This is a genomic window from Cryobacterium shii (assembly GCF_004402595.1).
In the GTDB taxonomy this organism is placed as follows: domain Bacteria; phylum Actinomycetota; class Actinomycetes; order Actinomycetales; family Microbacteriaceae; genus Cryobacterium; species Cryobacterium shii.
On sequence record NZ_SOFY01000065.1, the window covers coordinates 1 to 13255 of the forward strand.

11 protein-coding genes are annotated in these 13255 nt (G+C 70.4%); 1 reads left to right on the forward strand and 10 read right to left on the reverse strand.

What is annotated here, in order from left to right; genetic code table 11:
- Positions 1-104: 104 nt before the first annotated feature.
- The 4 genes from E3O49_RS12215 to E3O49_RS12230 all read right to left on the reverse strand — a co-directional run bounded on the left by E3O49_RS12215 (position 105) and on the right by E3O49_RS12230 (position 4213).
- Positions 105-893, reverse strand: a complete 789-nt coding sequence (locus tag E3O49_RS12215) for an ABC transporter permease subunit (protein WP_241976035.1) — start codon at positions 891-893, stop codon at positions 105-107.
- Between the two features lie 120 nt (positions 894-1013).
- The gene (locus E3O49_RS12220; RefSeq protein ID WP_174235708.1) at positions 1014-2021 is read right to left on the reverse strand and encodes an ABC transporter ATP-binding protein; all 1008 of its coding nucleotides are present in this window, start codon (positions 2019-2021) and stop codon (positions 1014-1016) included.
- 133 nt (positions 2022-2154) lie between these two features.
- The gene (locus E3O49_RS12225; protein WP_174235709.1) at positions 2155-2853 is read right to left on the reverse strand and encodes a potassium channel family protein; all 699 of its coding nucleotides are present in this window, start codon (positions 2851-2853) and stop codon (positions 2155-2157) included.
- A complete protein-coding gene (locus tag E3O49_RS12230) occupies positions 2846-4213 on the reverse strand; it encodes a TrkH family potassium uptake protein (protein ID WP_134402981.1) in 1368 nt (455 codons plus the stop codon). The genes E3O49_RS12225 and E3O49_RS12230 overlap by 8 nt, the downstream gene beginning before the upstream one ends.
- Before the next feature lie 220 nt (positions 4214-4433).
- On the opposite strand from E3O49_RS12230, the gene E3O49_RS12235 reads away from it, so the two are divergent.
- Positions 4434-4964: a hypothetical protein gene (locus E3O49_RS12235; RefSeq protein WP_134451702.1), complete on the forward strand. Its 531-nt coding sequence runs from the start codon at positions 4434-4436 to the stop codon at positions 4962-4964.
- A gap of 62 nt (positions 4965-5026) precedes the next feature.
- On the opposite strand, the gene E3O49_RS12240 is transcribed toward E3O49_RS12235, so the two are convergent.
- From E3O49_RS12240 to E3O49_RS12265, 6 genes are all read right to left on the reverse strand, one after another.
- Positions 5027-6910, reverse strand: a complete 1884-nt coding sequence (locus tag E3O49_RS12240; RefSeq protein WP_134402984.1) for a helicase HerA-like domain-containing protein — start codon at positions 6908-6910, stop codon at positions 5027-5029.
- Between the two features lie 82 nt (positions 6911-6992).
- Complete coding sequence (locus tag E3O49_RS12245; RefSeq protein ID WP_134451704.1) at positions 6993-7781, reverse strand: GNAT family N-acetyltransferase; 789 nt, start codon at positions 7779-7781, stop codon at positions 6993-6995.
- 402 nt (positions 7782-8183) lie between these two features.
- On the reverse strand, positions 8184-9557 hold the full coding sequence (locus tag E3O49_RS12250) for an NAD(P)/FAD-dependent oxidoreductase (RefSeq protein WP_134451706.1): 1374 nt from the start codon (positions 9555-9557) through the stop codon (positions 8184-8186).
- A gap of 179 nt (positions 9558-9736) precedes the next feature.
- Positions 9737-10171, reverse strand: a complete 435-nt coding sequence (locus E3O49_RS12255; RefSeq protein ID WP_134364820.1) for a DUF805 domain-containing protein — start codon at positions 10169-10171, stop codon at positions 9737-9739.
- Positions 10172-10561: 390 nt separating this feature from the next.
- Positions 10562-11278 (reverse strand): phosphatase PAP2 family protein, encoded by a 717-nt coding sequence (locus E3O49_RS12260; protein WP_241985437.1) that lies wholly within the window; start codon positions 11276-11278, stop codon positions 10562-10564.
- A gap of 404 nt (positions 11279-11682) precedes the next feature.
- On the reverse strand, positions 11683-12960 hold the full coding sequence (locus E3O49_RS12265; protein ID WP_241976037.1) for a multidrug effflux MFS transporter: 1278 nt from the start codon (positions 12958-12960) through the stop codon (positions 11683-11685).
- Between the last annotated feature and the right edge of the window lie 295 nt (positions 12961-13255).

Consider the following 13255-nt stretch of genomic DNA (forward strand, 5'->3'; position numbering starts at 1 on the left):
GGCACGGCGGCACGGCACGGCGGCACGGCACGGCGGCACGGCACGGCGGCGCGGCACGGCACGGCGGCACGGGCACGGCGGCACCCTGCGAGCGCGACCCGGGATCAGGCGGAGATGTCCCGCCGGTTCAGGCCGACCACGGCGAGCGCCACGAGCAGCAGGCTGAGGCCGGAAAGCAGGGCCACCGCGCCCCAGTCGACCCCATCGAGCAGCGGCTGGTCGCCGAACGCCCAGTTGTAGGGCGAGTACCGGTGCAGCCATTCCAGGTCGGGGTTCTGGTTGCCGATCCCGTTCAGGGCATAGCCGAGCACCGCGATCCCCGAGCCCGCGACGAGGGCGGGCAGGCGGCGACCGGTCCACGCCCCCACGGCGAGCGCGACGGCACCCGACAGAAGCGTGAGTGCCGCGAAGACGACGGATGTCCCCACCGCCTTGACCGGATCGACGTTCAGATTCGCCGGGCCGTTCAGCAGCAGCACCATGACCAGGGTGACTCCCGCGAGGACGAGGACCTGCAGGACCAGGGCCAGCGCGCGCTCGAGCACGATCTGGGTGCGGGTGACCGCGTGGGCGAGGGTGAGTTCGAGCCGACCGGACTCCTCGTCGCCGCCGACCGCCTGCGCGCCCCAGCTCACCGCGGCGATCGTCAGGAAGATGAAGCCGATCAGGCCAAAGATCGTGGCCTGCACGTAGCCGGCGCCGGTGGCGATCAGGTCGTAGTTGAGCGCCCTGATCATCGCCTGCGGCATGCTCTTGATGAGGTCGTCGAGGATGGCGGAGGAACCGAAGGTGCGATACAGCGGCAGGTACACCAGCGTGGACACCACGATGGCCAGGACCCAGCCGAGCAGGCCGGCCCAGGAGTCCCGGGCCGCCTTCGTGAAGAGGGGCATCCGGCTAGCCACGGGAGTCACCCCCCGGGCTCGGAGGCCGGGTGCTCGGACCTCGGCGGCTCAGAGGCCGGGTGCTCAGACCTCGGCGGCTCAGAGGCCGGGTGCTCAGACCTCGGCGGCTCAGACCCCGGCGCCTCGGAGTAGAGCGCCAGCACGGCTTCCTCCAGGTTGGGTTCCTCCAGGCTCAGGTCGAGCAGGGACAGCCCGGCGACGGCGGCGACGAACGGCTGCACGGGACCGGCGAGCGTGCCGCGGCATTCGACGACCGCGGGAGTGCCGGACGCTCCGGTGAAGGACGGGGCGACCCGGGGCGACCCGGAGCGACCCGGCCGGACGATCGACGGTGCGGGCGGTGACGCCGCCGACCCCGGGCATCCGTGAGAGTCGTTCGAGCGCCTCGGCCACGGTCAGGCCCTCGGTGACGACTCGCAGGTGGCGCACGGCGGATTCGCGGAGCTCGGTGACGGTGGCCGTCTTCACCACCTGGCCCCGGCGCAGGATGGCGACGGAGTCGGCCGTGTCCTGCACCTCGCTGAGCACGTGCGAACTGAGGAAGACCGTCTGGCCGTTCGCGGCGGCCTCCCGGGCCATGGCCTGGAACTCCTGCTGCACGAGCGGGTCGAGTCCGCTGGTGGGTTCGTCGAGCACGAGCAGTCGCGGCCGGTGCAGGAACGCCTGCGCCAGGCTGAGTTTCTGCCGGTTGCCCTTGGACAGCTGCCGCACGCGCCGGTCCAGGTCGAGCCCGAGCCGCTCGGCCAGCTCGTCGACCCGCCCGGGCTCGACCGGGCCGCTGATCCGCGCGAAGTCCGTCAGCACCCGCCGGGCGGTCAGCTGGCCCGGCAGGGAGACCTCACCGGGCAGGAAACCGATCCGGCTGCGGAGCCTCGGCCCGCCGGCGCGAGGGTCTTCTCCCAGCACCCGGAGGTGGCCCGAGGTGGGACGGATGATGTCCAGCAGCAGCCGCATCGTGGTGGTCTTGCCCGCGCCATTCGGGCCGATCACGCCGAAGATGCTGCCCGCCGGGATGGCCAGGTCGACGCCGGCCAGCGCGACCGTGCCGCCGAAGCGCTTCACGAGGCCGCGGGTCTCGACGGCGAAGGGGGACGGTGGCCGTGCCGGGGAGTTCATGGGGCCATCATGGCACCGCCAGGCGGATGGCGAGCGGATGGCGAGCGGGGCCCGAGCGGCGGACGGAGCGGCGGACCGAGCGGCAGCCGAACTGGTCGCCGACGGGGTCGCCGGCCGGCGGCATCCGTGGGCCTCAGGTCAGCCGGGAGAAGGCCTCCACCTTGCGCACATCGCCGGCGATCAGGATGACGTCGTCGGCTTCGAGCCGCGTGTCGAGGGTCGTGTAGCTCCAGCCGTCGCCCGGGCGGTGGAACGCGGTGACGGTGACGCCGTGGATGGTGCGCACGCTCGACTGCCCCAGCGGCACGCCGATGATCTCCTTCGGCGGGCTCGTCTTCACCAGGGCGAAGTTCTCGTCGATCTCGATGTAGTCCTGCATCACCCCGCGCACGAGGTGGGCGACCCGCTTGCCCATGTCCTTTTCGGGGTAGATCACGTGGGAGACTCCGATCTGGCGCAGGATCTCACCGTGCGGGTCGCTGACAGCCTTCGCCCAGATGTTGGGGATGCCGAGCTTCAGCAGCAGGGACGCGGTCAGGATGTTCGCCTGGATGTCGCCGCCGATGGCGACGACGGCACTGCTGAACTCGGGCACCGAGAGCTGCCGGAGGGTTTCCTCCTTGGTGGAATCAGCGCGGACGACGTGGGTGAGCAGGCGGTTGTGCGCCTGCACGATCTCCTCGTCTCCGTCGATGCCGAGCACCTCGGTGCCGCTGGCCATCAGCTCCAGCGCCAGCGAGCTGCCGAACCGGCCCAGGCCGATCACGACGACGGAGTCGGCCTCCGCCAGGCGGGCGGGCTGGTTGTGCCCGAACAGGGAAAACTTAGCCAATGATGGGCCTCTCCTTCGGTAATTCGTACGTGGTGCGGCGCTCTCGCAGGGCCAGAGCCGACGCGAACGCGATCGGCCCAAGCCGGCCGATGAACATGAGCAGCATCAGGATGACCTGACCCGCGACGGGCATGCTGGCGGTGATGCCGGTCGACATGCCCACGGTGCCGAAGGCGGAGATCACCTCGAACAGGAGCTGGTCGAGACTGAAATCGGTGAGCAGCATCAGGGCCACGGTGGATACCGTGATCACGGCGACGGCCAGGAGCACGATCGTGATCGCCTGGCGGTGCACGGCCCTCGAGAGGCGCTTGCCGAACACGTTCACCGCCACCTCGCCGCGGATCTCGGTCAGCATGATGAAGAAGAGCACCGCGAAGGTGGTGATCTTGATGCCGCCCGCGGTTCCGGCCGGGCCGCCACCGATCAGCATCATCACATCCATCCCCAGCAGGCTCGCGGAGTCCATCGACCCGACGTCGATGCTGTTGAAGCCTGCCGTGCGGGTCTGCACCGCCTGGAAGAACCCCACCAGGAGTTTGCTCGGCCAGTCCAGCGGGCCGAGCGTGGCCGGGTTCGACCACTCCACCGCGGTGATGTAGACGGTGCCGAGCACGAGGAGAGCGATCGTGCCCACCAGCACGATCCGGGTGTTCATGGTCCACTGCAGCGGCGCCCGAAGGTGCTTGCGCAACTGCATGATCACGGGGAACCCGAGGCCGCCGATGATAATGGCGGCGGCAACGGGAAGGCAGATGAACGGGTCGGTGGCATACGAGATGAGACTGTCGCTGAACAGGCCGAAGCCGGCGTTGTTGAACGAAGACACCGAGTGGAACACCCCGAGCCAGACCGCTCGGCCGAGGGGCTCGCCGTAGCCGATCAGGAATCGCAGGCTGAGGAGCACCGCGACGATGAGTTCCACGATCAGGGAGATGCGCACGACGCCGAGGATGAGGCCCCGCACGTCTTCGAGGCCGAGGCTGCCAGCCTCCGACGCCGTGGTGATGCGCGAGCGCAGGGACATCTTGCGCACGACGGCCAGCCCGATGACGGACGCGAACGTCATGATGCCGAACCCGCCGATCTGGATCAGAAGCAGGATGACGACCTGACCGAAGGTTGACCAGGCCGTGGCCGTGTCGACGGTGACGAGCCCCGTCACGCAGATCGCCGAGGTCGCCGTGAAGACCGCCACCAGGAACGACACCCCGCCGGGCCCGGGCGAGGCGATCGGCAGCATCAGCAGGCCCGTGCCGATCAGGATCGCCACGGCGAAACCCGCGGTGACCACCTGGGCAGGGTGCAACCGGCCCCGCGGCGTTCTCGCGCGGCTCGTCCGCGCCGACTTTGATTGCACCTGCCTACTCTACGGTTCCCGCGCCGCGCCGCGGGGCGGGTGCGGGCCGTCTTGGGGCGTTCGACGGGCCGTCTTTCCGGGTGTCGGCGCGCCGTCTTCCTCCACTTCCGATTCACGGCCGCCCCCCAAAGCGGTGGCTGCCGCGGAATCCGCAAAACAGCGATAATCTGAGTACACCGGCGAGGGGGAACCAAGGGTGAGATTCAGCGGGGGATTGCGGATGCGTACACACGCTCTGCGACCCTACGGCCGGGTTCTGCTCCAGTCCGGGCTCTCCGTGCTGGCCCTGGTCGCACCCGTCTCCGCGGTGCTTTTCTGGCTCACCATTCCCACCGGCACCTGGCAGCCGATCGCCGCCGCCCAGGGTGTTCTCGTCGGTCTCTGTGCGCTGGCGTACCTCGGTTACTCGCGCACGGTCATCCGTGTGGACGGCGAGGGGATCTCGGAACGAGGCTTCCTGGGCCGCGTCACCAACTTCGACACGGACGAGATCGGCAGCGTCGTGCTGCTGGATCTGTACCAGAGCGGGGCGCTCGACACGCATCCGCAGCTCTTCGTCACGGGCACGGACGGCCGCCTGCTGCTGCGCATGCGCGGCCAGTTCTATTCGCCGGGCGCCATGGAAACCGTCGTCGACCAGCTGGCGGCCCCCGTCGTGCGGGTGCCGGAGCCGATGACCCTGCAGGACCTCAACCGGGTGCGCCCCGAACTGTTGTACTGGTTCGAGCGGCGGCCGACCCGGGCGGAGTAGCGCCGGCGCCGCGCTCACGGCGGTCAGCGGCGGTCAGCGGCGGTCAGCCGCGCTCACTGCGGTCAGCGCCGGCGGCGAGTGCCGAAGATGCCGCCCACGACGCCGGTCAGGATCGATTTGGTGACGGATGATCCGAGCACCTGCTCGAGCACGCTCTGCTGCGGGCGGGAACTCGTGCGGGTGCGGGTCGTTCCCTTCGTCTGCCGCATCAGCCGGTCGTACTCGGCCTGCGCTTTCTTCTGCGCCTTCTCCGCCTTCGCGTCGAGGAGGTCCTGCGCCTTCTCGGCGGCCGCCGCCGTTTTGGCCTGCGCGAGCGCTTCCTGCTCGGCAGCGGCGGCCCGGTTCGCCGCTTCCAACTTCACGGCCAGCATCTCCCGGGCGGAGTCGCGGTCGATCGCGGCGCCGTAGACGGCCAACAGGGGCGAAGCGGCCACGGCGGCGTCGATCTGCTCCGGCGCGGTGGGCGCCATCGATCCCCGCGGCGCGCGCAGGCGGGTCCAGGCGACGGGGCTGGGCGCCCCCTTTTCGTTCATCACCGTGACGATCGCCTCGCCCGTGCCCAGCCCGGTCAGCACCTCTTCGAGGTCGTAGCCGGAGTTCGGGTAGGTCGACACGGTCGCCCGCAACGCCTTGGCGTCATCCGGGGTGAAGGCCCGCAGCTGGTGCTGCACCCGGGATCCGAGCTGCGCGAGCACCTCCCCGGGCACGTCCTTGGGGGTCTGGGTGACGAAGAAGATGCCGACGCCCTTGGAACGGATCAGCCGCACGGTCTGGGTGATCGAGGCGAGGAAATCCTTCGAGGCGTCCTTGAACAGCAGATGCGCCTCGTCGAAGAAGAAGACGAGCTTGGGCTTGTCCAGGTCGCCCACCTCGGGCAGGTCGTTGAACAGGTCGGCCAGCAGCCACATCAGGAAGGTGGAGAACAGGGCGGGCTTGTCGGCGACGCCGGGCACCTCGAGCAGGCTGATCATGCCCCGCCCGTCCGCCGTCGTGCGGAGGAACTCGCGGGTGTCGATCTCGGGTTCGCCGAAGAACACGTCGGCACCCTGGTCGGCAAAGGTGATCAGTTCGCGCAGGATGACGCCCACGGTGGCCGGGGACAACCCGCCGAGGCCGGTCAGTTCGCCCTTGCCGGCATCGCTGATCAGGAAGCCGAGCACCGCCCGCAGGTCGGTCAGGTCGAGCAGGGGCAGGCCGGCCCGGTCGGCGTAATGGAAGACGAGCCCTAGGCTGGACTCCTGGGTGTCGTTCAGACCGAGCACCTTGCTCAGCAGCAGCGGGCCGAAGCCCGCCACCGTGGCGCGCACCGGGATGCCCCGGCCGACCCCGCCGAGCGAGAAGTACTCGGTGGGCGACGCCTCGCCGGACCAGTCCTGGCCGATGTCCTTCGTTCGCGCGAGCAGCCTCTCGTTCGGGGTGCCCGCCGTGGCGATGCCGGACAGGTCGCCCTTGATGTCGGCGGCGAACACGGCGACCCCGTGGGCGGAGAGCTGCTCCGCCAGCACCTGGAGGGTCTTGGTCTTTCCGGTGCCGGTGGCGCCGGCGACGAGGCCGTGCCTATTGGTCATGGCCAACGGGATGCGAATGGGCACGTCGGGGCGCGCGTCGCCGTTGACGAGGGCCCCCATTTCCAGTGCCGGCCCGGCGAAGGCGTAGCCGGCGCGGATGGTCTCGACCTGCGCGGCGGTGAGCGGGCCGGCAGTGGCCGGAAGCGGCGCGGCGGGGGCCTCGGCCGGCGAATCGGGGGGCTTGGTCGGCACGGCAGGCGGCGGCGCGGCGGGGGCCTCGGCCGGCGAATCGGGGGCGGACGGAGCGGGAACGGCAGCGGCCTCGGCATCCTGCACCCGCTGCAGGGCGGCCTCCGCATCGGCCTGGGCCTGGCGCGCCGCGGCGAGCGCCGCCTGGGCCGCTTCGCGGGCGGCGGAAACGCCGCCGGGCGGGTTCATCGCTGTCATGGCGAAATACTAGTCCCCCTGATGCGGCGCGCGTCCGACGGGTTCAGCGCCTGCTGGGGCCTCGGAAGCCGGTTCAGGCGTCGGGAAGGCGGTCGGCGGCATCCGTCGTGAAGAGGTAGTCGTTGTTCGCGTTCAGCTCGGGCCGGAGTCCGCGCGAGAGCGCCGCGTCGAAGAGCCGCCGGGACTGATCGCGCAGCCGGGCGGCCGCGGCCGGGTCGTCGGCGCGCAACCGCTCGAAATCGACGTCGAGCGGCAGCCGCTCGCTCACCGCCCACTGCGGTTGCGGGGTTCCGGCGAGCGCCCGGAGTGCCCGCGGGGAGTCCATGCGCCAGCGCATTTCGAAGCGGTCACTACGGTCGCTGCCGGTGATGACGTCGTCAAGGCGGCCGTAGAAGTCGGGCAGGAAGCGCACCACCTCCGCGCCGAGTTTGATCAGGTTGAAGTGGGCGTTGCGGCGGATGAGGGGGTCGAACGTCCAGCGCATGTCGGTGATGCCGTGCTGCAGGCAGAGCGAGCGCTGGAAGAGTTTGAGGGCGTAGCCGACGCCGCTGCTGCGCTGCCACGGCACCACGGCGGACATGTGCGAGTGCAGGTGGATGCCGTCGATCCAGCCGAGGAAGCCGAGGGTCGCGCCGACCGGTTTGCCGGCCGCGGTGGCGATCAGCACGGTGTTGCCGGCGAAGTCGAGCGCCAGGAGCATCGACCGGTCGGGGCTGCGGCCGACTCCCCAGGTGCGTTCGAACAGTCCGATCACGGCGGCCAGGTCGCCGGGTTCGGCGCTCCGCACGCTCACCCCGGCGGCGCCCGCGGCCGCATCCGCCAGCCGAACCGCTTCGTGCACAACCTCCGGTTCAACGCTCATGCGTCGAGTAGACCACACCGGGCCCGGCCCCCGGAACCTCGCCCTCCTGCGAATTCGACGGAGATTTTGCGTTAAAACACGTTATCGGGCCCCAGAACGGCCGTTTCGGGCAAAATCTCCGTCGAATTGGTTCAGGGGCGCGGCTGACGGATGCCCGGGTCCGGCGCGACCCGGCGGCCGGCCGTTGCGGCAGCATCCGTCGCCCCGCGAGCACCCTCCCCGCGACCGGGCCGCACCGCCGTGCGACCGGGGGCCTTCGTGCGAATTCGACGGAGATTTTGCGTTAAAACACGTTATCGGGCCCCAGAACGGCCGTTTCGGGCAAAATCTCCGTCGAATTGGTTCAGAGGCAGGGGCGCAGTACGGCTAGTGCCCGCGGCCCGAGACCACGTCNCAGTACGGCTAGTGCCCGCGGCCCGAGACCACGTCGGCGATACTCGCGACCGGCGAGGTGGTCTGCCGCCGGGTGCGCTCCGCGTGGTCGGCGAACGAGTACGCCCGGTAGAGCGCGTGCACGGCGAGCCAGCGCAACGGCTCAGGCTCCCAGTTGCGCACCCGGTGGTTCACCCAGGGCAGCCGGGTCAGCCCGGTCTCGTTGCCGAGGATCAGGTCGGTCAGGGTGCGCCCGGCCAGGTTCGTCGTGGCCACGCCGGTGCCCACGTAGCCGCCGGCCCAGGCCAGCCCGGTCGCCGGGTCGAGACCCACGGTCGCCGCCCAGTCGCGCGGCACGCCGAGCACCCCCGACCAGGCGTGATCGATCGCGACGCCCGCCGTCGCCGGGAAGAACCGGGTCAGGATGTCCCGCAGCGCCGCCACCGTGCTCGCCCGGGTCTGGCCGTCCGAGTCCGTCTGCGACCCGAAGCGGTACGGCACGCCCCGGCCGCCGATCGCGATCCGGTCGTCGGCCGTGCGTTGCGCGTACATGTACGCGTGCGCCATGTCGCCCAGGGTCTCCCGGCCGGCCCAGCCGATGCTGTCCCAGACGGACGGGCTGAGCGGCGCGGTCGCGATCAGCGACGAGTTCATCGGCAGCCACGCCCGGTGCAGCCCCTTCAGCCCCGCCGTGAACCCCTCCGTCGCGCGCACGACGAACTCCGCCTCCACCGCGCCCCGGTCGGTCGTCGCCCGGTGCGGCGTGATCTCGCTGACCCGGGTGTTCTCGTAGAGTTCCACGCCCAGCGCCTCGACCACCCGGGCGAGCCCGGCCGCGAGTTTGGCCGGGTGGATGCGCGCACAGTGCGGGTGCCACATCGCCCCGGTGGCGCCGGCCACGTCGATGCGGGCGCGCGCCGCCGCCGGGGAGAGGAGTTGGACATCCGTCATGGCCCACTGCTGCTCGGCCCGGGCGGACGCCTCGAGCCGCCGCTGCTGGGGCTGGTCGTAGGCGACCGTGAACTCGCCGCCCTTGACGATGTCGGCGTCGATGCCCTCGGCCGCGGCGACCCGGATCACCTCGTCGACGGTCTCGTTCATGCCGGTCTGGAACCGGGCCGCCGCGTCCCGGCCGTGCGACGCGACGTACTGCTCGCGCCCGCCGGTGACCGCGTTGGTCAGCCAGCCGCCGTTCCGGCCCGAGGCGCCGTAGCCGGCGAAGCGCTGCTCCACGATCACGATCCGCAGCGCCGGGGCGGCCTTCTTCAGGTAATACGCCGTCCACAGCCCGGTGTACCCGGCACCCACGATGCACACGTCGGCCACGATGGGCCCGGGCAGCGGGTCGCGCGGGGCCGGCCGACCGACCTGGTTCCACCAGAAGGAGACATCACCATTGATCATTCCCGCACCGCTTTCGTTCCGACGGATGTTGCGCGTTCAGTCAGAGCATCATCTCGCATCCGGCGCGGCGCGGGCGGCAATCCCCGGAGGCAGGTCCCGCCCGAGGAGCCCGTTCCGGTCGAGAGTGCCCGGTGCGCCGGTCACTCTCGACCGGAACGGGCACTCTCGCGGTGGACCCGTCAGCCCAGGCGCTGCGCGCTCGACCAGGTGGGCTCGGCCATCAGCGGCGCGGCACCCTTGTCGAACCGGGCTCCGAGCGGGTTGCTCGGCAGCACGCTGAAGACGAGGATGGCGAGGCCGCCGAGGGACGGGATCAGGCAGAGGAAGGCGAACCAGCCGGCAAAGTTCGCGTCATGCAGGCGACGCGCGAGCAGCGAGACGTTCGGAACGATGGTGGCCAGGTACACGATCATGATGAGAAAGCCGACCGGCACGAGGAGTGGTCCGGCCGCGTCGTATTCGGTGGGCGGCATGTTGAAGGCCAGCACCAGCAGCATCGGCAGGTAGAACACGACCATCCAGAGGCCCACCCACCAGTACTCGCTGCGCGAGGCCCGCCCGGTGAAGTCCGCGTACTTGCGGAAGTAGGAGGAGAGTGCGGCGACGGGCGTCATGGTGGGGTCTCTTTCATCGGCAGTACTGAGCCGGCGCAGGCCGACAGAGGCCTAACACCCCCGGGTACAGGCTACTGGTCAGCACTTCCTGTGCGCCGCTGCCCCCTCACCACGCCGCGCAACTGCCCGCGCCACTGTGCCCGTTCCGGTCGAGAGTGCCCGGTGCGCCGGTCACTCTCGACCGGAACGGGCACTCTGGCGGTGGACCGCTCCCGCGGATGCCGGGACTCGCGCCGCGAACGCGTCGCCGACGCCGCCCGCCCCGACAAGGAGGATTCTCCTGCTCGGACGGCACCCGGGGCATCCGTCGCTGTCTGCCCCTCTTTCCGCCCCTAACCAATTCGACGGAGATCCTGCCCGAATCGGGCGATTTGGGCCCGAATCCGAGTTCTAAGCGCTGTTTTTCCGTCGAATTCGCAAGGGCGGCGACGGATGCTGCGCCGCCAGTTCGCGCTCGCCCTCGAGTTTCGCGGCGACCGGGGCCCACAGCAGCACGGCGACGGCCGTGCCGAGCAGCAGCGCGCCGATCGTGTCCGTCAGCCAGTGTGCGCCCAGGTAGGTGCGGCTGACCATCATCACCAGCGTGTACAGCGCACCGGCCAGCCAGACCCAGACTCGGGGGAAGAGGATGCCCAGGCACACCGCCATGGTCGCCGCGTTGGCTACGTGACCGGACGGAAACGACCCGAAATCAGACGTGACCAGCATGTCTTGTGGTCGGGACCGGCCGAACAGGGTCTTGAGCACCTGCACCAGGCCTGAACTCGCGATCGTGGCGGCCATGAAATATCCGGCCGCCCAGGGGCGTCTCCGCACCAGCAGGAACGCCAGAATCAGCAGCGGGATCACGATCACGCCGGCGATGCCCGCCCCGAGGAAGTTCATCGCGAGCGAGAGGTACTCCCAGACTGGCGCCCGGTGCTCGATGATCTCGTCCATCCACTCGGTGTCGATCCTGAGCGGACGGCCGTTGTCGCGCACCACGATCAGCGCGCCCAGGCTCACGGCGAGCAGCAACGCGACGACCCCGCTGATCAGTGGCCAGCGGCGCGCGATGCGGCGGGTGGCGGGCGTGGCCGCGGTTTCGGGGGGTCGCTCGCTCATCATGTGTCCATGCTAGATCGGTGCGGGGCGATCGGTGCGGCGAGATCGGTGCGGCGAGATCGGTGCGGCGAGATCGGTGCGGGGCGATCGGTGCGGCGACCGTCGTGCGCGCCCGGAGTTCGGACCCCGCCGACCCGATTGCCCGGACCGAATGTGGCTAACTCAGGAGATCTGCCAGCCCGCGGCCGACGGATGCCGCAATCACGCGGCATCCGTCGCCCGCACCATGCCGCCGGCCGCGTTTCTCCTGAGTTGGCCACAGCGGAGGCGCCGGTGGCACCCGGTGGCACGGGAGATGCCGGTGGCACGGGAGATACCGGTGGCACGGGAGACACGGGTGGCACGGGAGACACCGGTGGCACGGGAGGCACACAGCGGAGGCGCCTTCGGCCGCCGCGGAGCCTGGCCTAGTGCCCCAGCGCGGGCACCGTGCGGGGACGCACGACGAACCAGAGGGAGAGGATCGACACGAGGGCCGTGACGCCCATCACGGCGCCCATCGGCACGGCGGTGCCGACGCCGAGCACGCCGACGATCGGGGAGATCAGGCCGGCGATGCCGAAGTTCGCTGCTCCGAGCAGGGAGGCGGCGGTGCCGGCCTCGTGCGCGTGCGCGTTGAGCGCGATCACCTGCACGCTGGGAAAGGTGAAACCGCAGGCGGCGATGAAGAACCAAAGCGGCACCAGGGTGCCCCAGAGTCCCGCGCCGGCGAGGTCGAGCAGCACGATCGCGGTGGCCGTGATCGCGAGCACCACCGTGGACACCGAGATGATCCACTGCGGACCGATGTTGAAGCGGTGCATCAGGCGCGAGCTGAGCTGCACCCCCGTCACGATGCCGAGCGAGTTGACGGCGAAGAGCAGGCCGTACTGTTGCGGGCTGAACGCGTAGACCTGCTGGAACAGGAACGACGACGCCGACAGGTACGAGAACAGGCCGGTGAAGGTCATTGCCCCGATGATCGCGACGCCCACGAAGATCCGGTCGCTGAGCACCGCACGGTAGCGCTGCGCGAGCGAGCTGTGCCCCTTGACGTGGCGCTCGGCATCCGGGAGCGTCTCGACGATCCAGAACGCGACGGCCAGGATCACGACGGTGCCGTAGGCGGCGAGCACCCAGAAGATGCCGCGCCAGCTCATCACGAGCAGCAGCTGCGAGCCGATGACGGGGGCGAGAACCGGGGCCAGGCCGCTGATCAGGGCCAGACGGGAGAGCATTTTCACCAGCGGCTTGCCGCCGAACAGGTCGCGCACCATGGCCAGCGCGACGACGGCACCCGCGGCTGCGCCGAAGCCCTGCAGCAGACGGAAGACCGCGAGCCAGACGATGTCCTGCGAGAGGGCGGCGCCCACGCTCGCGAGGATGTGGAAGCCGGTTGCCAGCATCAGCGGCAGCCGGCGCCCGACCTTGTCGCTCCACGGGCCGACGACGAGCTGGCCGAAGCCGAAACCGATCATGGTGCCGGTCAGGGTCAGCTGGATGGCCGCCGCCGAGACGCCGAACTCGCCCTCCAGGGTCGGGAAGGCCGGCAGGTACAGGTCGATGGTGAACGGGCCGAGCGCGGTGAGCGCGCCGAGCACGATGATGTAGACGAGGCGCTGGCCGCGGGAGAGGGCGTCGCCGGGATGCTTCGCGGCCGACCTCAGGTCGGCGGCGGTGATGACGGTGATGGCGGCGGTAGTCACGAAGTGTTGTTCTCGGTCTCGATGGGGCAGCCCCGATGGAGCTGAGGCGTGCTGGTTGACGTTCGGTCGAGGCACCGCATCACGGGCGTCAGTACCAGCAGCGGAACACGGAACCGCTCTCAGAGACAAGACAACCACGCCCGCACCTATTCCCCCCTGCGGGGATCCCGGGCGCAACTTGCACGAATCCGCCCGATCGTGCACTGGGCGCGGGCTCGGCGGGGTACCACGGGCTCGGCGGGGGTACCGCGGCGGGCGCAGCCGCGGCGGGCGCAGCCGCGGCGGGCGCAGCCGC